19 protein-coding genes are annotated in these 21,948 nt (G+C 72.9%); 5 read left to right on the top strand and 14 right to left on the bottom strand.

Translation table 11 applies throughout. From position 1 onward, the window contains the following. Window positions 1-18: 18 nt before the first annotated feature. The 4 genes from IE206_RS43595 to IE206_RS22685 all read right to left on the bottom strand — a co-directional run bounded on the left by IE206_RS43595 (window position 19) and on the right by IE206_RS22685 (window position 4,034). Entirely contained in the window at window positions 19-102 is an 84-nt protein-coding gene (locus tag IE206_RS43595) for a putative leader peptide (protein WP_310591794.1), read from the bottom strand. Between the two features lie 117 nt (window positions 103-219). Continuing rightward, entirely contained in the window at window positions 220-783 is a 564-nt protein-coding gene (locus IE206_RS22695) for a GNAT family N-acetyltransferase (RefSeq protein ID WP_189964844.1), read from the bottom strand. A gap of 43 nt (window positions 784-826) precedes the next feature. Continuing rightward, entirely contained in the window at window positions 827-2,080 is a 1,254-nt protein-coding gene (locus tag IE206_RS22690; RefSeq protein ID WP_189964962.1) for a helix-turn-helix domain-containing protein, read from the bottom strand. Window positions 2,081-2,399: 319 nt separating this feature from the next. Then, window positions 2,400-4,034, bottom strand: coding sequence for an acyl-CoA dehydrogenase family protein (locus tag IE206_RS22685; RefSeq protein ID WP_189964843.1), 1,635 nt, complete (start codon window positions 4,032-4,034; stop codon window positions 2,400-2,402). A 17-nt stretch (window positions 4,035-4,051) separates the two neighbouring features. On the opposite strand from IE206_RS22685, the gene IE206_RS22680 reads away from it, so the two are divergent. Together IE206_RS22680 and IE206_RS22675 are read left to right on the top strand one after the other, a co-directional pair. Continuing rightward, window positions 4,052-5,224: a YihY/virulence factor BrkB family protein gene (locus tag IE206_RS22680; RefSeq protein WP_189964840.1), complete on the top strand. Its 1,173-nt coding sequence runs from the start codon at window positions 4,052-4,054 to the stop codon at window positions 5,222-5,224. A 37-nt stretch (window positions 5,225-5,261) separates the two neighbouring features. Beyond that, the gene (locus IE206_RS22675) at window positions 5,262-5,984 is read left to right on the top strand and encodes a helix-turn-helix domain-containing protein (RefSeq protein WP_189964838.1); all 723 of its coding nucleotides are present in this window, start codon (window positions 5,262-5,264) and stop codon (window positions 5,982-5,984) included. Here IE206_RS22675 and IE206_RS22670 read toward each other — a convergent pair. The 7 genes from IE206_RS22670 to IE206_RS22640 all read right to left on the bottom strand — a co-directional run bounded on the left by IE206_RS22670 (window position 5,924) and on the right by IE206_RS22640 (window position 13,597). Continuing rightward, entirely contained in the window at window positions 5,924-6,316 is a 393-nt protein-coding gene (locus IE206_RS22670) for a VOC family protein (RefSeq protein ID WP_189964836.1), read from the bottom strand. The genes IE206_RS22675 and IE206_RS22670 overlap by 61 nt on opposite strands. 61 nt (window positions 6,317-6,377) lie before the next feature. Next, window positions 6,378-7,856: a hydrogenase large subunit gene (locus IE206_RS22665; RefSeq protein ID WP_189964833.1), complete on the bottom strand. Its 1,479-nt coding sequence runs from the start codon at window positions 7,854-7,856 to the stop codon at window positions 6,378-6,380. Further along, complete coding sequence (locus tag IE206_RS22660; protein ID WP_189964831.1) at window positions 7,853-9,469, bottom strand: proton-conducting transporter transmembrane domain-containing protein; 1,617 nt, start codon at window positions 9,467-9,469, stop codon at window positions 7,853-7,855. Before IE206_RS22660 ends, IE206_RS22665 begins: the two co-directional genes overlap by 4 nt. A gap of 121 nt (window positions 9,470-9,590) precedes the next feature. Further along, on the bottom strand, window positions 9,591-10,256 hold the full coding sequence (locus IE206_RS22655) for a hypothetical protein (protein ID WP_226599761.1): 666 nt from the start codon (window positions 10,254-10,256) through the stop codon (window positions 9,591-9,593). Between the two features lie 4 nt (window positions 10,257-10,260). Next, window positions 10,261-11,214: a respiratory chain complex I subunit 1 family protein gene (locus IE206_RS22650; protein ID WP_189964829.1), complete on the bottom strand. Its 954-nt coding sequence runs from the start codon at window positions 11,212-11,214 to the stop codon at window positions 10,261-10,263. Then, window positions 11,211-13,127, bottom strand: a complete 1,917-nt coding sequence (locus IE206_RS22645; protein ID WP_226599760.1) for a proton-conducting transporter transmembrane domain-containing protein — start codon at window positions 13,125-13,127, stop codon at window positions 11,211-11,213. The genes IE206_RS22650 and IE206_RS22645 overlap by 4 nt, the downstream gene beginning before the upstream one ends. After that, complete coding sequence (locus tag IE206_RS22640) at window positions 13,124-13,597, bottom strand: NADH-quinone oxidoreductase subunit B family protein (RefSeq protein ID WP_189964827.1); 474 nt, start codon at window positions 13,595-13,597, stop codon at window positions 13,124-13,126. The genes IE206_RS22645 and IE206_RS22640 overlap by 4 nt, the downstream gene beginning before the upstream one ends. Before the next feature lie 148 nt (window positions 13,598-13,745). Between IE206_RS22640 and IE206_RS22635 the strand changes: the two genes are divergently transcribed. Then, complete coding sequence (locus IE206_RS22635) at window positions 13,746-14,144, top strand: ArsR/SmtB family transcription factor (protein ID WP_189964825.1); 399 nt, start codon at window positions 13,746-13,748, stop codon at window positions 14,142-14,144. Between the two features lie 270 nt (window positions 14,145-14,414). Here the strand turns inward: IE206_RS22635 and IE206_RS22630 are convergent, their stop codons facing one another. From IE206_RS22630 to IE206_RS22620, 3 genes are all read right to left on the bottom strand, one after another. Then, window positions 14,415-15,794 (bottom strand): ABC transporter ATP-binding protein, encoded by a 1,380-nt coding sequence (locus IE206_RS22630; protein WP_189964823.1) that lies wholly within the window; start codon window positions 15,792-15,794, stop codon window positions 14,415-14,417. A 28-nt stretch (window positions 15,795-15,822) separates the two neighbouring features. Next, window positions 15,823-17,568, bottom strand: a complete 1,746-nt coding sequence (locus IE206_RS22625; protein WP_189964821.1) for an ABC transporter permease — start codon at window positions 17,566-17,568, stop codon at window positions 15,823-15,825. Between the two features lie 317 nt (window positions 17,569-17,885). Further along, entirely contained in the window at window positions 17,886-18,608 is a 723-nt protein-coding gene (locus IE206_RS22620; protein WP_189964819.1) for a hypothetical protein, read from the bottom strand. A 480-nt stretch (window positions 18,609-19,088) separates the two neighbouring features. Here IE206_RS22620 and rsgA point away from each other — a divergent pair, with 480 nt between their 5' ends. Next, the gene (gene rsgA / locus IE206_RS22615) at window positions 19,089-20,258 is read left to right on the top strand and encodes a ribosome small subunit-dependent GTPase A (protein WP_189964818.1); all 1,170 of its coding nucleotides are present in this window, start codon (window positions 19,089-19,091) and stop codon (window positions 20,256-20,258) included. Window positions 20,259-20,572: 314 nt separating this feature from the next. Further along, the gene (locus IE206_RS22610) at window positions 20,573-21,946 is read left to right on the top strand and encodes a bifunctional transcriptional activator/DNA repair enzyme AdaA (RefSeq protein ID WP_189964957.1); all 1,374 of its coding nucleotides are present in this window, start codon (window positions 20,573-20,575) and stop codon (window positions 21,944-21,946) included. The last annotated feature ends 2 nt before the right edge of the window (window positions 21,947-21,948 follow it).

The following is a 21,948-nucleotide window of genomic DNA, read 5'->3' as shown; positions in this document are numbered from 1 at the left end:
GCGGCGTTGCTGGAGGCGTCAGCGTGCCGGACAGATGGCGCTGGACATGCGGCCGAGGTCGACGTGCCGCCGACTCACCAAGGCAATTCCAGTTCCAGACATGACGGAAGCGTGTCACGGGACTTTAGACCCAGTCCACCACTATCCAGAATGTGGACATTGGTGTCCCGAATGATGGGACGGTGTGTCCCGGGTCACCCGGGGGCGTGCCCGCGCGGCTCAGAACGCCCCCGGCCACGGACCCGGCGCGACCGCCTCCTCGGCCTGCTCCTCCTTGGTCTCGAAGAGCTTGAAGCCGCGCCGCAGATAGTTGTCCATGGCGTGCTCCCCGTCCAGTGAGCAGGTGTGCAGCCACACCCGCTCGGTGGCGGGCAGTTCCGGCCAGCGCTCGGCCAGGTCCCAGGCCCGGCGGATCCCGTACGACAGGAGATGGCCGCCGATCCGCCGGCCGCGGAAGGCGGGGATCAGGCCGAAGTAGACGATCTCCACCGAGCCGCCGGGCTGAGCCTCCAGCTCGACGTAGCCCGCGGGCGTCCCCCGGTCGTAGGCCACCCAGGTCTCCGTGCCCGGTTTCGCCAGGGCCTGCTCCCACTCGGCGTACGACATGCCCAGGCGGTCGGTCCACATGATGTCGCCGCCGACCGCTGTATAGAGGAAGCGGCTGAACTCCGGCGAGGGGACCTCGGCGCGCACGATCGTGAGGTCGCCGGACGGCTCGGCGGCGGGCCGCAGATCGTCGACGGAGGTCTGCTCGAGGGACCAGGTGGTCACGGTGATACTCATGCGGGCCAGGCAATCATGCGGCGCGCGATGCTTCCAACGCAGGTCAGGGGCGGCGGCCCCGGGCCAGTTTCACCGCCGGGGACGAGGAGTGGGGGAGCAGGTCCGCCGCGCGCTCCGGCCGGATCACCTCCACGCGTACGTCCTCGCTGAAGCGGTACGGGCGGTGCGCGAGGACCTCGGCGAGACCGCGGCGAAGGCGTGACATCTCGGCCCGTACGGTCACCGTGCGCGTCGGGTCCTCGAAGATGTCCTGCGCGAGCTGGGCGGCGCTGCGGCCCTCCCGGTTCTGGGCCAGGACGAACAGCAGCTCGGCGTGGCGGGGGCTGAGCTCCTGCGTCCAGCTGCCCGCGTCGCCCGAGACGGTCACCGAGCAGCGCCGGGCCCGGCTGAGGTCGAGCACGACCCGCCGGTCCTTCGAGGCGCCCGCGCCGCCGCCCTCCCCGTCGACCTGGACGAGCCGGCCGCCGGGCAGCGGCTCGATGGTGCACATGCCGAGCGAGGGCAGCCACACCCGGCCCGAGCGCGGCGACCTCGGCAGCGTGAGCCGGTCGGTGGGCGGCATGCCGGTGACCGCGGCCACCCAGCCGTTGTCGTCGACGGCGAGCGCACGCCCGCCGATCCGGCACAGGACCGGCGCGGCCACCGTGCGCAGCCGCTCCAGGGCGGCGAAGTGCCGGTTGCGCAGCTCGGCCGTGGCGAGCCGGGTCACCGACGTCACGAAGGACAGTGTGGCCGGATGCATGCTGCTGAGCGGCCCGCTGATGTCCACCACCCCCAGCAGCCGACCGTCGCGCGGGTCGACGATGGGCGCGCCCGCGCAGGTCCACGCGTGGTGGGCGGCGACGAAGTGCTCGGCCGAGAACACCTGCACCGGGCGGCCGGTCACGAGCGGGGTGCCCACCCCGTTGGTGCCGACGACCGCCTCGCTCCAGTCGGCGCCCACCTCGAAGCCCAGGGTGTCGGCCAGCTTCAGGACCGAGGGGTGCCCCTCGCGCCACAGCAGCCGTCCCTCGGCGTCCGAGACCACCATGATGTGCTGCGCGGCGTCCGCGACCGACACCAGAGCGTCCCGCAGCACCGGAAGGACCTCGGTCAACGGCGAGTGCTGCCTGCGCCGTTCGACCTCGGCCAGGGAAAGCAGCCCGGCGTGGTTCTCCCCGTCCGGACTGAGCCCGCTGTCGAGCACCCGCCGCCAGGACTCCTCGATGTCCGTACGCGGCACCACCTTGGTGCGCCGCCCCTCGAGGGCGGCCGCGCGCATGCTTTTGAGGAGCCGGGTCGCCTCCCGGGAGTCCATCGCGGCCAGCCGGGCCACGTCGAGCGTGTTGGTCTCCACGGAATCCTCCTGCTGTCGACACCGGCGTCCGTCAGGTACTGAGCCCCGCGTGTCCTGAATTCATCGTGCCCGTCCGGGAGTTGGCGCGGGGCGATATGCCCCACATGGTTGCAACCCTTTGCAACTCTCGCGAACGGCCCCGCGGGGGTACGAAAGTGGGAGAGCACCGGAAGTCCGGTCGTCATGCTCCCCCCGTGGACGCATGAGAGCGCGGGGGTGGTGCCGTGTCGGCGCAGCACCACCCCCGACGGACCCTTCCGGCCGCGGTGCGGCCTTCCTCTCACACCTCGGCGCGGGCCCGCTCCACCACGGACGCCAGATCCAGCGAGTGCGGCAGCGTCCCGAACGCCGCCCCCCAGTCGCCGCCGAGCCGCGAGGCACAGAACGCGTCCGCGACCTGAGGCGGAGCCCAGCGCACGAGCAGCGAACCCTGGAGCACAAGGGCCATCCGCTCCACCAGGCGCCGCGCCCGCGCCTCGATGCCGTCCAGGTCGGACAGTTCGGTCAGCAGGTCCTTGATCGCCGCGTCCAGGCGGTGGTCCGCGCCGCGCGCCTTGCCGACCTCCTGGAGGAACGCGTTGATCGCCTGCGGCTCGCGCTGGAGCGCCCGCAGCACGTCCAGGGCCTGGACGTTGCCCGAGCCCTCCCAGATCGAGTTCAGCGGAGCCTCCCGCAGCAGCCGCGGCATCCCGGACTCCTCGACGTACCCGTTGCCGCCGAGGCATTCGAGCGCCTCGCCCGCCACCGGCGTGCACCGCTTGGTGACCCAGTACTTCGCGGCAGGCACCGCGAGCCGCAGAAACGCCCGCTCCTCCTCGGTGTCGGCGTCATAGGCGGCCGCGAGCCGCAGCGCGAGCGTGGTCGCCGCCTCCGACTCCAGGGCCAGATCGGCGAGCACGTTGCGCATCAGCGGCTTCTCGACGAGCAACCCACCGAACGCACTTCGGTACGAGGCGTGGTGGACCGCCTGCGCGACGGCCTGCCGCATGATCGCGGCCGAGCCGATCACGCAGTCGAGCCGGGTCGCCGCGACCATCTCGATGATGGTGCGCACCCCGCGCCCCTCCTCACCGACCCGGCGCGCCCACGTCCCGTCGAACTCGACCTCGCTCGACGCGTTCGACCTGTTGCCCAGCTTGTCCTTGAGCCGCTGGATCGCGAACACATTGCGCGTGCCGTCCGCCAGGACGCGCGGCACCAGGAAGCACGTGAGCCCGCCCGGCGCCTGCGCGAGCACCAGGAAGCCGTCGCTCATCGGCGCCGAACAGAACCACTTGTGCCCGGTCAGGACGTACTCGCCGTCGGCGGAGAGCGGCACCGCGGACGTCGTGTTCGCCCGTACGTCGCTGCCGCCCTGCTTCTCCGTCATGCCCATCCCGAAGAGCACCCCGCCCTTCTCGGCGGCGGGCCGCAGCCCCTCCTCGTACACGTGCGAGGTGAGCCGCGGCTCCCACTCGGCGGCGAGCGCCGGGTCGGTGCGCAGCGCGGGCACCGCCGCGTGCGTCATGGAGACGGGGCATCCGTGCCCGCCCTCGGCCTGCGTCCACACCAGGAACCCGGCCGCCCGCCGCACATGCCCGGCGGGCCGCCCCCAGGCGTCGGTGAGCCCGGCGGACACGGCCTTGCCGAGCAGCCGGTGCCAGCTGGGATGGAACTCGACCTCGTCGACGCGGTTGCCGTACCGGTCGTGGGTGCGCAGCTTCGGCGGGTTCTCGTTCGCCAGCACACCCCACTCCTGGGCCTGGGCCGATCCCGCGGTCTTTCCGAGGCCCGCGAGCTCCTCTCGTACCTCGTCGACGAGCTCCGGTGCGGTGTGCCGCTCGACCGCCTCGGCCAGGGCCCGGTCGGCGGTGAAGACGTCGTACCCCACCAGGGGCGGAGCCTGGTTGGTCACTGTGTGGGTGGTGGCTGCCATGCCGATACGGTAAGGACGTGCAGCCAGCAAATGAAACACCCGAGCGGACATCCGGCCGCCTCCATCGGGCCCGCGTCCTCTACCGCAACGTCTCGAAGCGGAAATTGGGCTGGCTGCTCCTCAAGGACACCGTCAACTCCTGCGTCGAGTACCGCATCCTGGGCCTGGCTGCCGAGGCCGCCTTCTTCACGCTCCTCTCGCTGCCTCCGCTGCTGCTCAGTGTCATCGCCCTGCTCGGTTACGTGGACGGCTGGACGAGCACCCACACCGTCGCCAGCATCGAGCAGAACATCCTGAACGCGGCCGGAACCGTCCTGTCCGACCGCGGGGTGCACGAGTTCGCCCAGCCGCTCCTCGACGACGTCACCAAGGGCAAACGCCCGGAAATCGTCTCCATCGGCTTCGCCATTGCCCTGTGGTCGGGCTCGCGCGCGGTCAACGTCTTCATCGACACCATCACCGTGATGTACGGGCTCGACGGGCACCGCGGCATCGTCAAGACCCGGCTGCTCTCGCTGCTCCTGTACATCGTCGCGCTCCTGATCGGCGCCGTCGTGCTGCCGCTCGCGGTGGTCGGCCCGGACCGGGTGGTGGAGCTGGTCCCGTGGGGCACGGACGTGATCAGTTTCCTGTACTGGCCGACGATGATCCTGCTGTCCATCGCGTTCCTGACCACCCTCTTCCACGTCTCGGTGCCGGTCCGCTCGCCGTGGATCGAGGACGTGCCGGGCGCCCTGGTGGCTCTCGCGATGTGGGTGCTCGGCTCGTTCCTGCTGCGGATCTATCTGACCAGCACGGTCGAAGGTCCCACCATCTACGGCTCGCTCGCGGCCCCCATCGCGGTGCTGCTGTGGATCGGCATCTCGGCGTTCGCGGTCCTGGTCGGCGCGGCCGTCAACGCGGCCATCGACCGGGTCTGGCCGTCGGTCGCCACGGCCGCCGCCCGCGCCGCCAGCGACCGGGTGCGCACCGCGCAGGCCGCCCAGCTCGTGGCCCGCTCCCAGCCGGTCCAGCCGATGCTCTTCGACGACGGTGAGGACGGCGACGAGGCGGGCGACCCGGGGATGCCGTCCGAGTTCCCCGAGCGCTGGTCGAGGTTCCTGCCCCCGGACGACGTGAAGTCCCGCCTGCACACCGCGAAGAAGCCCGAGGACAAGCCTCAGGAGAAGCCCTCGCGCGACCACGACTGACGGGCAGGCGTGACAGGCCCGGGACTACCCTCGAAGCATGTACCGAGAGCGGCCGTCACGGCTGTGCGGCGCCTTCGTGTGGACCCGGACCGTGGCCGGCGACGACGCGCGCCCCGTCCTTCCGGACGGCTGCATGGATCTGCTCTGGTGCGAGGGCCGCCTCCTGGTGGCGGGCCCCGACACCCACGCGTACGTGCCCGAAGCGGCCCCCGGCACGAGGTATGCGGGGATCCGGTTCGCGCCCGGTGCCGGCCCCGCCGTCTTCGGCGTCCGGGCCCACGAGCTGCGCGACACCCGGGTGGCGCTCGACGGGATCTGGCCCGGCGCCGAGGTGCGCGCCCTTGCCGAACGGATCGGGGAGGCAGCCCACCCGGCCGCCGCCCTCGAAGCCGTCGCCCTGACGAAGACGCCAGGACCCGACCCGCTGACCCGCGCGGTGGCGGACCGCCTTGCCGCCGGATGGAGCGTGCGGGCCACCGCCGCCGAGGCCGGGCTCGGCGCCCGCCAGCTGCACCGCCGCTGCCTCGACGCCTTCGGCTACGGGCCGAAGACGCTGGCCCGCATCCTGCGCCTCCAGCGCGCCCTGGACCTCGTACGCCGGGGCGTGCCGTACGCCGAGGCCGCTCTCGCCGCCGGCTGCGCCGACCAGGCGCACCTCGCCCGCGAGATGCGCGCGCTGGCCGGGATGACGCTGACCGACTACGCGAGCGCCGCGAACAGCGAGACCTCCACGCCGTCCGGGTCGTGGACGACCGCGTAGCGCTGGCCCCAGAACGCGTCCCACGGCTTGAGGTGGCCGTCGTACCCGGCCGCCATCAGCGCCTCGTACGTGGCGTCGACCTCGGCGGGCGAGTCGCAGGCGAAGGCGAGGCCCGTACGGCCGCCGCCCTCGGGGCGCGTCCAGTCGGGGTCGAAGGAGCGGATGGTTTCCTCGGTGTCCCACAGGACGCGCGTGCCGCCGGGGAGCGTGCACTCCACATGCGGCTGGGTGTCCGCGTCGGCCGGGACGTCCAGGCCGAGGCGGCGGTAGAAGGCGAGCGATGCGGCCATGTCGGCCGCTACCAGGCCGATGGCGTCGAGTCGTGGAGTCATGCCCTCACCGTAGGCAGCGAGGCCGAGGCGGGTCTTGTACGAAACGGACACGCGGCGGCCGTCACAGGTCGTTGCCCGCGTACGACAGGTTGAAGCTCTTGTTGGCGAGGGGGAAGTCCGGGACGATCGTGTCCGCCAGGGCGACCGGCAGCGCCGGCCAGTTGAAGAACGACGGGTCCACCGGCTTCACGCGGGTCAGCGTGCCGTCGGGGGTGAGTTCGACGCGCGTGGTGATCGCCCCGCGCCAGCCCTCGGCGATCCCGGTTCCGCTGGTGCCCGCGGGGCGCCTCGGCAGCGGCACCGTCATGTCGCCGGGACGCAGCTCCGCCGCGAGCCGCGCCGCGAGTTCGAGCGAGGCCTGCGCTTCCTCGGCCCGCACCAGGAACCGGGCGAGGACATCGCCCGAGGCCTGCGTCGCGGGCACCTGCGGGCGGCCCTCGGTGGTGAAGGGATGGCCGAAGCGCGCGTCGGCGCTCAGACCGCTCGCCCGCGCCACATAGCCCAGGCACCCCAGGTCCCGCGCCGCCTGCGCGCCGAGCGCGGCCGTGCCGGTGAACCGGTCGCGTACCGTCGCGTGGCCGAGGGCGAGATCCGTGATCTCCCCGAGGTCCACGGCGACCCGCGCCAGCAGCGCCGGGTCCGGCACCGAGGCGAGGCGGGCACCGCCGGGCACGACCGCGCCGCGCAGCAGCCGGTGGCCCGTCGTCGCGTCGGCCAGCCGCAGCAACTGCTCCCGGATGCGCTGCGCATGGGAGTTGAGGACACCGTGGCCGACGTCGTTGCAGAGCGCCCCGAGGTCGGCGACGTGATTGTGCAGCCGCTCCAGTTCGAGCACCAGCGCCCGAGCCCGGCGGGCCTCCTCGGACACCTCGACGCCGTACGCCTCCTCCACCGCGAGGCAGTACGCGAGCCCGTGCCCGACCGCGGTGTCCCCGCTGACGCGCTCGGCGAGCCGCATCCCGCCCGCCGCGTCCCGCCCCTCGAAGAGCTTCTCGATCCCCTTGTGCACGAACCAGAGCCGCGCCTTGAGCCGGATGATGGTCTCGCCGACCACCGAGAACCGGAAGTGCCCCGGCTCGATGAGCCCGGCGTGCACGGGACCCACCGGGATCTCGTACACCCCGTCCCCCTCGACCGCCAGGAACGGATAGGGCCCCTCCTGCTCGCCGAACGGCGGCGCGGCCCCGGCGTCGGGCCGCATCGGGTACCAGCCGCGCGGCCAGTGGTAGTGGCGTACCAGCCGGTGCGGGAGCGGGTGCTCGCGCGGCACCACGCCGTGCAGATCCCGCATCTCGCGCTCGAACCGCCCGGCGGGGAAGGAGAGGTGGGCCAGCGTGGGCACGGACGGCTGGTCCGGATCGAGGCGTACGTGGAGTTCGGTACGGGTGTCCGGCGGCCCCGAGACGAACAGGTACACCACCCGTACGGCGCCCTCGTCGTGGTGCGCGGCCACCAGCGCGAGCCGCTGCCCCGAATCGAGCAACTTACGTACCTGGCAAGGGAGTTCGGGAGCGCCGATCTCCTCGGTCCTGCGGTTCATCGGGCGGCCCCCGCGGCGATGTCCGCGGCCGCGGTGAGCAGCGGAAGCAGCGGTTGTACGGTCAGGCCGAGCGCGGCACAGCACAGCAGTCCGGCGCCGAGCGGCAGCCCGCGGGCCGCGCCGATCCGTACCGGCGCGGTGAGATCACCCGGGGCCGGGCCGAGCACCATCTTGGCGGTGCGGGCGGCGAGAGCCGCGAACGCGACCAGGGCGAGCAGCAGGGCGACGGCGAGCGGCCACCCCATCCCGGCCGCGAAACCGGCCCGTGCCAGGCCGAGTTCGGAGGCGAACAGGGCGAACGGCGGCAGCCCGAGCAGCGCCACGACGGACAGCGCGAGCGCCCCGCCGAGCCCCGGCGAGAGCGCGATCAGCCCCCGGACCCGGCCGATCCGCGAGGTCCCCCGCAGCTGGAGCAGTTGCCCGGACGCGCAGAACGCCACGGTCTTGGCGAGCCCGTGACCGGCGATGTGCAGCAGCACCGCCGACAGGGCGAGCGGCCCGCCGAACGAGGCGCCGAGCGCGATGAGCCCCATGTGCTCCATGCTCGAATACGCCAGCATCCGCTTGCAGTCGCGCTGCGCGAGCAGCAGCCCGGCCGCAAGCGCGAGGGTGAGCAGCGCGATAGCGGCGAGCAGCCCGCGGGCGAAGCCGGTGCCGAGAGCCAGGTCTCCGATCACCTTGAACCGCAGCACCGCGCAGAACGACACCGCGAGCAGCACCCCGGACATCAGCGCCGACACGGGCGAGGGCGCCTGGCTGTGCGCGTCCGGAAGCCAGGCGTGCAGCGGTACGAGCCCGGCCTTGGCGCCGTAGCCGAGCACGACCAGGGCGATGCCGAGCCGGGTGACGTTCGGGTCGAGGCTGCCCGCGTGCGCGACCAGGACCCGCCAGTCGAGCGCGCCTGCCTCCGGGATGCCGGCCCGGCGGGCGGCGTAATAGATGAGCACGGTGCCGAGGAAGGCGAGCGCGATGCCCGCCGAGCAGATCACCACGTACTTCCAGGCCGCCTCGACGGAGGTGCGGGTGCGGCGGTGACCGACGAGGAACGCGGTGACGACGGTGGTCGCCTCCACCGCCACCCACAACACGCCCAGATTTCCGGCGAGTACGGCCAGGCACATCGCGGCGAGGAAGGCGTGCACCAGGAGGTGGTAGCGGTGCACGGTCCGGTCGGCGGCCCGCCCGGCCGCCCGCTCCCCGGCCAGATGGGCGGGCCCCGCCGCGACGGCGAGAGCCGCCACGGCCCCGACGACGAGCAGCATCCACACGGTGAGCGCGTCCGCCCGCAGCACCTCGCCGAACGCCGACACGGGCCCGGTGGAGGAGACGTGGGAGGCGAGTGCGACCCCGGATGCGAGCATCGAGGCGGGGGAGACGAGTCCTGCCCAGCCTCTGGTCCGGGGTGGGGGCGGTGACGGCTCCGGGCCGGCCGGCAAGGCGCGGTCGGGAGATGCGGCGCCGCCCGAGCCGACACGAGCCAGAACACGTACCGGCGCCTTGCGGGCGGCCGGAATACGCACGTGCGTATCGGCCCGCCCGGCGGCCAGGGCGTGCCCCGCGCAGACGGTGAGCGGGACGGCCACGGGGGTTACCAGCAGCAGGGTGGTGAACATGCGAACCTCGTCAGTCGCGACATGCGGCCCCTCCGGCGATCGAGGAGCGGGGTCTGGGGCGGCGCCCCCGCGCGGCGGAGCCGCACAGTGTCGCAGCGGGAAGGGGTGGGGTGGGGGAAACTCAATCGTGCAGCCCCTGAAGGTCGTCGATCCGTGCCGCCGACCCGAACGCGTCCCGCATCCGCGTCGTGAGGATGTGCAGCACGAGCACCGCGAGCAACAGGTCGAAGGACACCCCGAGTTCGACGATCAGCGGCACCCCGGACGCCGCGAGGAACGCGATCGCCGTGATCCCGTTGTCGAGCAGCAGGAACCCGATGACCTGGGCGGCCGCGTGCCGCCGGGTGGCCAGGACGAAGAAGCCGATCAGGACGACCGCGAGGCCCACCGGCAGCGCCCGGGTGACCGGGTTCGGGTTCAGCGCCACGAGCGGCCGGGCGACCACGTACGCGAGGAGCGTCAGGGCAGCGGCCGTGAGGAGCGAGCCCGCCCCGTTGACCAGGGGCTGTGTTTCCTCGGGGGTGCCGCTGCCGGCGAGGGCGCGGCGCAGCAGGTAGGGGAGCGCCCCGGCCCGGAGCAGTCCGATGCCGACGGACACCGAGACCAGGTCCCAGCGTGTCTCGTGCAGGCCGATGAGCGCCGCGACGCCCGCCAGGGCCACGCCTTGAAGGGTGAACGCTCTTACCTCCGCGGCGAGTTCGCGCCGCCACAGCATGAGCACCGCCGCGAGCAGGAAGGCCCCGCAGCACAGGTCGAGCAGCTTGGTGAACAGCGTGTCGCTCAGCACCGGCTCACGCCCCGCTCAGAAAGTACGAAGCCGTCACCGCGAGCAGCGACAGCAGGAACGAACCGGCGAGAAGCTCGGGCACCCGGAAGAGCCGCAGCTTCGCCCAGAACACCTCCGCCGCCGCGAGCACGGCCCCGAGCAGCGCCACCTTCCCCGCGCACACCGCGAGGCCGATGGCCAGCGCGCCCGCCGAGGCGGTCGTGGCGATGCCCCAGGGCGCGAACAACGAGGCGAGCAGGCCGAGCAGCACGGTGAGCCGCATCTGGGCGCCGAGTTCGACGAGCGCAAGGTCGGGGCCCGCGTACTCCAGGACCATCGCCTCGTGCACCATGGTCAGTTCGAGGTGGGTGGAGGGGTTGTCGACGGGCAGGCGCCCGGTCTCGGCGAGTACGGCCACCGCGAGGGCGGCCGTGGCGAGCAGCCCGGCGGGCGAGACGAGCCGGTCGGGGTCCGAGAGCGCGCCCGAGACGATCGCCGGAAGGTTGGTCGAGCCGGTCGGCAGCGACAGGGCGAACACCGAGACCAGGATGGTCGGTTCGACGAGCGCGGCCAGGGTCATCTCGCGGGACGCGCCCATCCCGCCGAACGCCGTCCCGCTGTCGAGCCCGGCCAGCGCGAGCGTGACCGTGCCGAGCGCGAGCAGCGCCACCACCACGATAAGGTCCGAACTCCCGCTCACCACCGTGGCGGTCGAGGCCAACGGCACCAGCGCCGCGACCACGGCGGTCGTCGCGACCAGGAGCACGGGGGCCGCGCGGAACGCCGGGCCCGTGCCGAGCGAGGTCACCGCCTCCTTGCGCAGGAGCTTGCGCAGGTCCCGCCAGGGCTGGCCGACACCGGCCCCGGCCCGCCCCTCCAGCCTCGCCCGCACCTGCCGCATCAGCCCGCAGAGCAGCGGCGCACCGGCCACGACACCGCCCACCTGTACGGCCACCGCGGCCGCTCCGATGACGCTCACCAGCCCACCGCCAGAACGAGAAGCAGCGAGACCAGGCCGAAGAAGCCGTAGCCGAGATAGAGGTGGATCGACCCGGTGGCCAGGCGTCGAGCAGACCGCCCGGCGGCGGCCAGGGCTGCGAGGACCGGACGGTAGAGCCGGTGCTCGATCCGGTCGGGCACCCGGTGTCTGAACCGCACCCGTTCCTCCAGGTAGGCGAACTCCCGTACCGGCGTGACGCTGACGTCCTGCTCGGGCGCGAGCACATGCTGGAAGACGCGTTGCAGCGGCTCGGCGAACGACGTCGCCGTGTACGTCATACGGGCCGTCGGCGCACCGCCCCCGCAGTCCCACAGCTTGGCGCCGGTGCGCCGGGGCCGCCGCGCCACCAGGCGTACGAGGGTGGCCGTGGCAAGGGCGGCGAGGGTGAGGGCGAGCGCGATCCACAGCGGCGCGAGCCCACCGGAGACGGTCCGCAGCCGCACCCCGGCGCCCCCGCCGACCGCCGGCTCGGCGCCCGCGACGATCACCACCCGGTCGAGCGCAGGCCCCAACTCCCCGGGAAACAGGGCGAGAGCGGCACAGGCGAGGGCGAGCAGTCCCATTCCGGCGAGCACCGCGGGCGGGCTCTCCTCGGCCCCGGCCGCCGCCTCGCCGCGCGGCCGGGCGAAGAACCCGACGCCGAACGCCTTCACGAAGACGGCCGCCGAGAGCCCGGCGCTCAGCGCGATCACCGCGACCGCGAGCGGCAGCACCACGGCCGTCGCCATGCCCGGCACCGCGAGGCCGTGGATCAGCGACTGGAGCAGCAGCCACTCCCCGGCGAAGCCGTTGCCGGGCGGCAGCGCCACCGCGCCGAGCGCGCCCACCGCGAACAGCGCCGCCGTGACCGGCATCCGGGCGCGCAGACCGCCCAGCATGTCCAGATCACGTACGCCCGTCGCGCGCACCACCGAGCCGGCCGCGCAGAACAACAGGCCCTTGAACGCGGAGTGGTTGACGAGGTGGAGCAGCGCCGCGGCGAGGGCGAGACCGGCCAGGCGCCTGTCGCCGTCGGCCGCGAACAGGCCTCCTGCGCCGACCCCGACGAGCACCAGACCCATGTTCTCGCTGGAGGAGTACGCGAGCAGCCGCTTGAGGTCGGATGCCATCGCGGCGTGCAGAATCCCGTACACGGCGGACACTCCGCCCGTGCCCATCAGTACGAGCCACCACCAGGGCGAGCCCCCGCCGAGCAGGTCGAGCCCGAAACGGATGATCCCGTACACCCCGAGGTTGACCATCGTCGCGCTCATCAGCGCCGAGACGGGGTCCGGCGATTCGGTGTAGGCGCGCGGCAGCCAGGCGTGCAGCGGGGCGATCCCGGCCTTCGAGGTGAACGCCACGGCGAGCAGCGCGAAGACCGTGCCGCGCCAGGTGGGCCCCAACTCACCTGCCGCTGCGCGCAGTTCGGGGAAGGTCTGGCCGCCGGCCAATGCGGCGAACAGCGCGAGCCCGCCGAGCAGGGCCACGAAGCCGAGCTGGGTCAGTACCGCGTACCAGACCCCGGCCTCGCGTACCGCGCGCCTCTGCCGGTGCTCGCCGAGCACCAGGACCAGCGAGCCGATCGCCATCAGCTCCCACAGGAGCAGGAACGTCGAGACGGAACCGGCGGCCGGGACGAGCACGAGGACGGCACCGAACCCCGGCAGGACCCAGCTCGCGGTCCGCGACGCACGCCCATACCCGGCCGCGTACATGGCGACCGCGAGCACCACCGCGCCCGCGACGGCCATGAACAGGCCCGAAAGGGCGTCCACCTCCAGGCGCACCCCGCCGAGCGGAAGCAGCCAGGGCAGGTCGGCACTCCAGTGCCCGCCGCCGAGCGCGGCCACGCCCGCGGCGAGGCCGGCTGCCCCCACTCCGGCGGTCAGCGTGCCGCCGGCCGCGCTCACCGGCCCGTCACCGTGCGCAGGGCCGCGACGATCTGTTCCGGGCGCGGTGGGCAGCCGGGCACCGTGAGGTCGACGTCCACGACATCGGCGACGGCTCCCTCGATCCCGTAACCCCCGCTGAATTCACCGCAGTCGAGGGCGCAGTCGCCGACCGCCACGACCACGTTCGGCTCCGCCGTCGCGGCCACCGTGCGGCGCAGCGGCACCTTCATGTTGCGCGTGACCGGGCCCGTCACCAGGACGACGTCCGCGTGCCGCGGCGACGGCACCAGGTGGGCGCCGTACCGCTCGGCGTCGTACACCGGCCCGAAGGCCGCGGCGATCTCGATCTCGCAGCCATTGCACGATCCGGCGTCCACGCAGCGGACCTGCGCCGATCCGGCCAGCGCGGGGAAGTCCCCGGGCTTCGGGCGCGGCGGGGCGTCCTCCGCCACCCGCCCGGTCTCACGGATCTTGCGCAGCAGACTCATGCCCGGCACAACCGGCCATGGCCGGATTCCGGTTACGAGCGGAACGCGGGCTTTGACAAGGTTTGGCCACCCTGAGGGGAGCGGTTGGCCCCCGTGTGGGGTGCGGCTTGCCTGCGACGCCGCATCCCGGCTCCGTTACGCTATTTGCATGGGAGCGCAAATGGAGAGCTGGGACGCGGAGCGGGCCGACCGGGCGGTCACCGTCCTGAAGGCGGTCGCGGACCCCTCGCGGTACCGCCTGCTGTGGGCGCTCAGCGGGGCCGAGCTGCCGGTGAGCGCGCTGGCGGAGCTGCTCGGGGCGCATGTCGCCGCGACGTCGCAGCACCTGGCCAAGCTCCGTTCCGCCGGGCTTGTCACGTCGCGGCGCGACGGCACGCGGATCTTCTACCGCGCGGCGGGGCCGGGCGTACGGGCCCTGCTGGAGGAGGCGTCCGTGGTGGCCCTCGCCGCATCGGCCGAGGGCGTTGCTCCGGCCCCTGCCGCCGAGGCCGCCGCCCCGGTCCGAGCCACTCGCAGGGCCAGAGCCCCGCGCCCGGTCGCCGAGTAGTACCCACCCTGCTTGGGGGGTCGGCCCCCAAGCCCCCGCTCCTCAAACGCCGGAGGGGCTGATTTTCCCCAGCACCGCGAGGCTCGGCGGATCGTGATCCAGCCCGCTGGCGGACTCCCCGGCGCAACCATGCCGTCAAGGGGCGCGGGGAACTGCGCGACCGGCCACAGTCGGCCCGCAGACGAACACCCGCGCTGTTCGTGAAGCAATCCCGGCCCGCCGTCGAATACCGCGTCCCCGCGGAGCGGAAGGCGACGGGGCGGCCCGGGGCTACGCCGTGGCCCCCGCGTCCAGCCGGTACTCCTCGCGCTCCGCGTCGTACCCGTACAGCTCCGCATACCGCCCCCAGTCCGTCGCCGTCTCCAGCTGCTGGGCCACCTGCTCGCTCGTGTAGTGGTGCGCCAGCACATCGCGGAAGAAGCCCGCTCGCAGCGTGCCGTCGGGGCTCTGGCGCAGGCTGGTCGTGATCAGGCGGACCAGGGGGGCGTCCGGCGCGGCCGCCGCGAAGATCTCCTTCGAGCGCCGCACGTCCGCGCCCGCGAACGTCGTGCCCCGGTCGGTCAGGACCAGGTCGTCGCCGCTGACGGCCGCGAAGCCGAGCAGTTCGAGGGCGTCCACCAGCGGCAGGACGTCGTCGATCTCCAGGCCGAGGTCGTCGGCGAGGTCCGCCAGGTCGCAGCTCCCGCCGCGGTGCGCGACCATCTCGGCGAGGCCGGACAGACCGTCCACGCTCGCCCCCGGCAGCGGGGTGTTCGCCGGGGTGCGCCGGTCGGGTTCGAGGCCCTCGGGGCGGCCGGGGAGCCGGGTTTCCTTCGCGCGGCCCGTCATCGTGCGGTAGACCCGGTCGATGAGCTCCTCGAAGGCGGGTGCGTTGCGGTCGCGGGGCCGGTCGAGCCCCACCTCGAAGGTCTCGCGGATCGTGCCGTACGGCCGCGAGCCGAGCACCACGATCCGGTCCGCCATCAGGACCGCCTCCTCGATGTTGTGCGTGACCAGGACGATCGCCCGGGTCGGGAACTGACCCGACTCCCACAGCTCCATCAGCTCGCCGCGCAGGTTCTCCGCCGTCAGCACGTCGAGCGCGGAGAACGGCTCGTCCATCATCAGGACGTCCGGCTCGACGACCAGCGCCCGCGCGAAGCCGACGCGCTGGCGCATGCCGCCCGACAGCTCCTTGGGGTAGGCGGACTCGAAACCGTCGAGGCCGATCAGGTCGATGGCCTGGCGGGCCGCGTCGGAGCGGGCGTCCGCCGGTACGCCCCGGGCCTCCAGGCCCAGCTCGACGTTCTGGAGCACCGTCAGCCAGGGCAGCAGCGCGAAGGTCTGGAACACCATGGCGGTGCCCGGGTTCGCGCCGGTCAGCGGGGCGCCCCGGTAGGACACCGTGCCGGAGCTCGGCGGCACGAGCCCGGCCAGGCAGCGCAGCAGCGTCGACTTGCCCGAGCCCGACTTGCCGAGCAGCGCGACGACCTCGCCGGCCCGCACCTGGAGGTCGATCCCGCCGAGGACGGGCAGCTCGCCGTCGGCGCCGGCGTACGCCTTGGTCAGGCCGACCGTTTCGAGCAGGACCTCGCCGTCGGCCGGGCGGGGCGCGGGGGCGGCGACCGCGTGCCGTGCGTTGCGCAGGGTGCGAAGGGTGTTCAGAACCATGAGGGGGCTCCAGGAAAGCTCAGGGGTGTCAGAGGGCAAAGCGGGTGTCGGCGAGCCGGTACAGGCGGCGCCACAGCAGACGGTTGAGGCCGACGACGTACAGGCTCATCACCGCCACGCCCGCGAGCAGGTGGGGGAAGTCGCCGGAGGCGGTGGCCTTGGCGATGTAGGCGCCGAGGCCGGTGGCCGTCAGGGTCGTGCCGCCGAAGGTGACGACCTCCGCGACGATCGAGGCGTTCCAGGCACCGCCCGACGCGGTGATGCCGCCGGTGACGTACGAGGGGAAGACGCCGGGCAGGATCAGCCGCTTCCAGCGCTGAAGGCCCCGTACGCCGAGGTCGTCCATGGCCTCGCGCAGATCGCTCGGGATCGACATGGCGCCCGCGATGGTGTTGAAGAGGATGTACCACTGGGCGCCGAGCGCCATCAGCAGGATGCCGCCGATGTTGATCGACAGGCCCGTCTTGAGGAAGAACCAGACGGCCAGCGGGAAGAGGAAGTTGGCGGGGAAGCTCGCGAGGACCTGTACGACGGGCTGGGCGATGCGGGTAAGGCGTGGCGAGAAACCGATCTTCACGCCGATCGGCACCCAGACGACGGTGGCCACGGCCACCAGAACGACCACCCGGGCCAGCGTCGCGAGACCGAGCAGCAGCGGCTCTCCGAAGACGCCGAGGCCGGTCTCGTCGTGGAGGTAGCGGCCGAGGTCGAACAGGCCCCACAGGATGAGGGCGCCCGCGACGACGGTGAAGGTGATGTCGCCGGTGCGCCGACGCGCCCCGTCGACGTGCAGCGGCCGGTCGTCGGTGCCGAAGACGCGGCCCGCGCCGCTCAGCGCCCGGCCCACCGGACGCAGCACCGTGCCGAGCAGCCGGGGCCAGTTGGAGCGGCGCAGGAAGTCCAGGACGACCGAGCGCTGGACCTCGCTCGCCTCGGACTGCTCGTTCTTGAACTTCTCGGCCCAGGCGGTCAGCGGCCGCCAGAACAGGAAGTTCACGCCGATGACCATTACGGCCATGGTCAGGATGGCCCAGCCGACCTTGCCGAGGTCGCCGTCGGTGACGGCGGCGCCCGCGTACGAGCCGACGCCGGGCAACGCGTAGTCCTTGTTGTTGACGCTGATCGCCTCGGAGGCCACGAGGAAGAACCAGCCGCCGCCGAAGCTCAGCATGCCGTTCCAGACGAGGCTGATCATCCCCGAGGGCACCTCCACCCTCCAGAACCGCATCCACCGCGTGAACCTGAACGACCGTGACAATTCGTCGAGTTCGCGGGGAAGCGAGGTCAGCGAGTGGTAGAAGCCGAACGTCATGTTCCAGGCCTGCGAGGTGAAGATCGCGAAGATCGACGCGCATTCCAGGCCGAGCATGGAGCCGGGGAACAGGGCGATGAAGCCGGTGACGGCGACCGTCAGGAAGCCGAGCACCGGCACCGACTGGAGGATGTCGAGCGCCGGGATCAGAATGCGTTCCAGGCGCCTGCTCTTGGCGGCGGCCAGCGCGTACCCGAACGTGAAGACGATCGAGGCGGCGAGCGCGATGAACATGCGGAGCAGCGAGCGCGCGGCGTCGTACGGCAGCCGGCCGGGATCCGTGTCGACCTTGATCGACTGATCGGTGGAGAAGCGGACCGTGGTCCCGTGGCCCACCTGGAGCACGACGTAGAAGAGCACCAGCACGGCCGCGGCGACCACCGCGTCGACCCAGCTCAGCCGGGCCAGGCGCCCGGCGAAGCCGGAGGTGACCCGCGTTGCGGGGCTCGTCCGGAACGACATCACAAGAAACCTCCGACCACACTGTGGGCACAGGAGTCCCGGGGGCGCGACCGCGCACCCCGGCGCGGCGGAGCCCGACGTGGTGAGAAAGAAAAAGGGGGGAGGGGGGTGCGAAGCCCGGTGAATCCGGGCCCACCGCGCCGTCGCCCCGGCCCGGTGCCGAGGGGGTGACGGGAAGGGTCAGGGACGCCCGGCGGGGCGGCGCGGACTGGGAGGATCTGCGTCCATGGCTGCCCCCTTCGGTGACGCGGTTTCCAGTGACTCGTGCAGTCTGCCGCTTCTTGCACTGATACGCAAATAAGGGGTGCGGGGGCGGTTCAGTTCCGGGAGTCCAGGGCTTCCAACTGTGCCTGGACCGGCTGAAGTTCACGCTTCACCAGCTTGTGCAGAGACCATACGGTGGGAAGCTTCAGGGTCGTCGGATCGAACCGGATGAACGTCGCCTCCCAGCGAGGGCCGAAGACGACGAGCCCCTTCAGGACGAAGTCCCAGCGCAGTCGCTTGCGGCCGCCGTTCAGGAGCACCTGCCAGTGGGGCCGCTCGGGGCGCGCGGGCGGCGGGTAGCCGGGCAGCGCCGGAAGCGGCGGCCACAGCCCCGTCCCGGGCGATCCCGGCTCGGTGCGCGAGCGCCGGTCGTACTCCACGGCGACGGCCTCCCGGAACCGGTCGTACGTCGCCGCGTCGCAGTAGGCGAGCAGGACGAGCCGGTCGGGCGGCAGGAGGCGCAGCGCCTCGGTGAATTCCCACACCGTCCCCGGCCCCGGGCCCGCCGACAGCAGCACCACGTGCGCGCCCGCGATCAGCTCGCTCACCGTGCCCTTCCAGTCGTCCAGCGGAAGGTAGGCGCGGGTCGCGCCGGGCAGCGGAAGGTTCTCGCCGGGCCTGCCGATGGCGACGACCCGGCCGAACTGCCGGAAGCGGCGGACCAGGGCCTCTTCGTGGGTGAGGCCGGAGACGAAGAATGGGCGTCCTTGACGCTCTCCTTGAACTCGAAGAAGCTCAGCAGGCCGACGACCGTGCCGATCACCCGCAGGGCCCACCCGGCACCGGCCAGGACGCGCCCCCTGGCCGCCCGCTGCGCACCGCGCGGCGACAGATCCCTGCCCCGATCCCTGTCCCGTAAGAAGTACGGGTTCCCGCTCATCCCTGTGCCCCCGTTCACCACACGACGAAGTGCCTACGCGATACCCGGGCCCGGCCCGTGCTACTCCGCGGGCCTGGGCGGCAGGCGGGGGACGGACCGCGTCGTCGTAGTCCCGCAGGGCCGCGTCGGGGCGGGTGAATCAATTGACTGGCGCCGCGCACCACTCGTGTCTAAAGTCGAGCCTGTTCGAGTGACGACCGAGGGTTGTCGCCGGTGAAGTGACCTGGTTGGGGAGGTGTGAACGATGGCTGTCGTTGCGAAGGGCGCTGCCCGCATTCCGAAGTTCATCCAACGCATCCCCGTGGCCACCGGCTGACCCACCTCTTCCTCCACGCCCGAGCGCGTGGCGCCGGGGCCGCCCTTCGAAGGGTTCCCCTTGTCTTCCTCGTTCCGCTCTTCACACTCTTCGCTCGACAACTCCGCTTTCCACACCGCCGAGTTCAACAGCTCCGAGCTCAACACCTCCGCTTCGTCACGCCCGCTCGCCGCGTACGGCTGGGACGACGCCTGGGCGGCCGAGTTCGCCCCGTACGCCGAACAGGGCCTGGTGCCCGGGCGGGTCGTCCGGGTCGACCGAGGCCAGTGCGACGTGGTGACCGCCGACGGCACCCTGCGCGCCGACACCGCGTTCGTCACCCCGCACGACCCGATGCGGGTCATCTGCACCGGCGACTGGGCCGCCGTCGAGCCGGTGGGCGACCCCCGGTTCGTCCGTACGTATCTGCCGCGCCGGACCGCGTTCGTGCGCAGCACCTCCTCCAACCGGTCCGAGGCGCAGATCCTCGCGGCCAATGTCGACCACGCGATCATCGCGGTGTCGCTGGCCGTCGAGCTCGACCTCGGCCGCATCGAGCGCTTCCTGGCACTGGCCTGGGAATCGGGCGCGCAGCCGCTCGTCGTGCTCACCAAGGCCGACCTGGTCCCCGACCCGGCCGGGCTCTCCTACCTCGTCCAGGACGTGGAGACCACCGCGCCCGGCGTGCAGGTGCTGCCGGTCAGCGCGACCACCGGCGAGGGCGTCGAGATCCTCGCGGCGGTCGTCGCGGGCGGTACGAGCGTGCTGCTCGGGCAGTCCGGCGCCGGCAAGTCCACGCTGGCCAACGCGCTGCTCGGCGAGGAGGTGATGGCGGTGCAGGCGGCCCGCGAGGTCGACGGCAAGGGCCGCCACACCACGACCACCCGCAACCTGCTCGTGCTGCCGGGCGGCGGCGTGCTCATCGACACCCCCGGGCTGCGGGGCGTCGGTCTGTACGACGCTGAGTCCGGAGTCGGCCAGGTCTTCGCCGAGATCGAGGAACTGGCCGCGGACTGCCGCTTCCACGATTGCGCGCACCTGGCGGAGCCGGGGTGCGCGGTGCTGGCCGCCATCGAGGACGGGTCGCTCGCGGAACGCCGCCTGGACAGCTACCGCAAGCTTCTGCGCGAGAACCAGCGCATCGTGGCGAAGACGGACGCGCGGCTTCGGGCGGAGATCCGGCGGGACTGGAAGGCGAAGGGCGCGGAGGGCCGAGCCAACATGCAGGCCAAGCGGGGCCGGCTGCGCTGACCATCCTGGGGGCTCCGCCCCGGGGCCCCATCCCGCTGCGACACACCGCGGCTCGAGGCCCATTCCCGGGGCGCTGCCCCGGACCCCGTTCCATGTGGTCGTTCGGCTGCGGACCGTGGGTGGCTCGTCGCGCGGTTCCCCGCGCCCCCAGCAGCGTCGATGCCGGCAGGCGGGCATCTTCAGCCCGTCCGGCGTTCGAGGACGAGCGCCCTTCAGGCGCGAACGGGGTCCGGGGCGGAGCCCCAGGGCACTGAGACCTCCCCGTCCGAAACCCGCCAGCCGCCCCGCAGGGGACCCCGCACACTGGAAGCGTGATGGACGAGGACACGCGGTACGAAGCCGTCAGCAGCAGGGACGCCCGGTTCGACGGGGAGTTCTTCTTCGCCGTGGCAACCACCGGCATCTACTGCCGCCCGAGCTGCCCCGCGGTCACCCCGAGACGCAAGAACGTCCGGTTCTTCCCCAGCGCCGCCGCCGCACAGGGCCACGGCTTCCGGGCCTGTCGCCGCTGCCGCCCGGACGCCGTGCCCGGCTCCGCCGAGTGGAACGCGCGGGCCGACGTCGTGGGCCGGGCCATGCGCATGATCGGGGACGGCGTGGTGGACCGCGAGGGCGTGCCCGGGCTCGCGACCCGGCTCGGCTACAGCACTCGGCAGGTGCAGCGCCAGCTCACCGCGGAAGTGGGCGCGGGCCCGGTCGCCCTGGCCCGGGCTCAGCGCGCCCACTCGGCCCGGGTGCTGCTCCAGACCACCTCGCTGCCGGTCACCGAGATCGCCTTCGCCTCCGGGTTCGCCAGCGTGCGCCAGTTCAACGACACGATCCGGCAGATCTACGCCCGTACCCCCAGCGGTCTGCGCGAGGAGGCCGGCACCCGGGCCACCGAGCCCCGCGTCACGGCGGCCGCCGGAATCCCGCTGAGGCTCGCCTACCGGGGCCCGTACGCCACGGCGGAGACCTTCGATCTGCTGGCCGGCGAGGCTGTCGAGCACGTCGAAGAGGTCGTCGGCGAGGCCGGTGCCCGCATCTACCGTCGCACTCTGCGGCTGCCCCACGGCACGGCCGTCGTGGCCGTCGACGAGGCCGCTCCCGCGCACACCGCGGCCCGCCAGGGCTGGCTCGACGCCCGGATCCACCTCACCGACCTGCGCGATCTCACCACCGCGGTGCAGCGCCTGCGCCGCCTTTTCGACCTGGACGCCGACCCGTACGCCGTCGACGAGAGGCTCGGCGCGGACCCCCGGCTCGCTCCGCTCGTCGCGCGCACCCCGGGTCTGCGCTCGCCGGGCGCCGCCGATCCCGACGAGTGCGCGGTGCGGGCGCTGGTGGGGAGGGAGGGCGCGGCGGCGCTCGTCGGGACGTACGGCAAGCGGCTCGACGTGCCCTGCGGCACGCTCACCCACCTGTTCCCCGAGCCCGCGGTGCTCGCCGGCCACCCCGATCCGCACCTCGCCGCCCTGGCCACCGCGCTCGCCGACGCGACCCTGCGCCTGGATGCCGGCGCCGACCGCGACGAGGCCGCGCGCATCCTGCGCACGCTGCCCGGCATGGGGGAGGAGACCGTTGCGGTGATCCGCGCGCGGGCGCTCGGCGACCCGGACGTGGGGCCGGAAGCGGGGGAGGACGCCTGGCGGCCCTGGCGTTCCTACGCCCGCCGCCACCTCGACGTCGAGGCGGGCAGGGGGAAGTAACC

The sequence above is a fragment of the Streptomyces violascens genome (assembly GCF_014649955.1).
Lineage (GTDB): Bacteria > Actinomycetota > Actinomycetes > Streptomycetales > Streptomycetaceae > Streptomyces > Streptomyces violascens.
The sequence above is the reverse complement of the archived record's forward strand: the minus strand, read 5'-3'. Positions and strand labels throughout refer to the sequence as shown.

Bases quoted from the DNA above. Each gene is read 5' to 3' on its own strand.
- IE206_RS43595 (WP_310591794.1), bottom strand. From the start codon at position 102: ATGTCTGGAACTGGAATTGCCTTGGTGAGTCGGCGGCACGTCGACCTC.
- IE206_RS22695 (WP_189964844.1), bottom strand. From the start codon at position 783: ATGAGTATCACCGTGACCACCTGGTCCCTCGAGCAGACCTCCGTCGAC.
- IE206_RS22690 (WP_189964962.1), bottom strand. From the start codon at position 2,080: ATGGACTCCCGGGAGGCGACCCGGCTCCTCAAAAGCATGCGCGCGGCC.
- IE206_RS22685 (WP_189964843.1), bottom strand. From the start codon at position 4,034: ATGGCAGCCACCACCCACACAGTGACCAACCAGGCTCCGCCCCTGGTG.
- IE206_RS22675 (WP_189964838.1), top strand. From the start codon at position 5,262: ATGTACCGAGAGCGGCCGTCACGGCTGTGCGGCGCCTTCGTGTGGACC.
- IE206_RS22670 (WP_189964836.1), bottom strand. From the start codon at position 6,316: ATGACTCCACGACTCGACGCCATCGGCCTGGTAGCGGCCGACATGGCC.
- IE206_RS22665 (WP_189964833.1), bottom strand. From the start codon at position 7,856: ATGAACCGCAGGACCGAGGAGATCGGCGCTCCCGAACTCCCTTGCCAG.
- IE206_RS22660 (WP_189964831.1), bottom strand. From the start codon at position 9,469: ATGTTCACCACCCTGCTGCTGGTAACCCCCGTGGCCGTCCCGCTCACC.
- IE206_RS22640 (WP_189964827.1), bottom strand. From the start codon at position 13,597: ATGAGTCTGCTGCGCAAGATCCGTGAGACCGGGCGGGTGGCGGAGGAC.
- IE206_RS22635 (WP_189964825.1), top strand. From the start codon at position 13,746: ATGGGAGCGCAAATGGAGAGCTGGGACGCGGAGCGGGCCGACCGGGCG.
- IE206_RS22630 (WP_189964823.1), bottom strand. From the start codon at position 15,794: ATGGTTCTGAACACCCTTCGCACCCTGCGCAACGCACGGCACGCGGTC.
- IE206_RS22625 (WP_189964821.1), bottom strand. From the start codon at position 17,568: ATGTCGTTCCGGACGAGCCCCGCAACGCGGGTCACCTCCGGCTTCGCC.
- IE206_RS22610 (WP_189964957.1), top strand. From the start codon at position 20,573: ATGGACGAGGACACGCGGTACGAAGCCGTCAGCAGCAGGGACGCCCGG.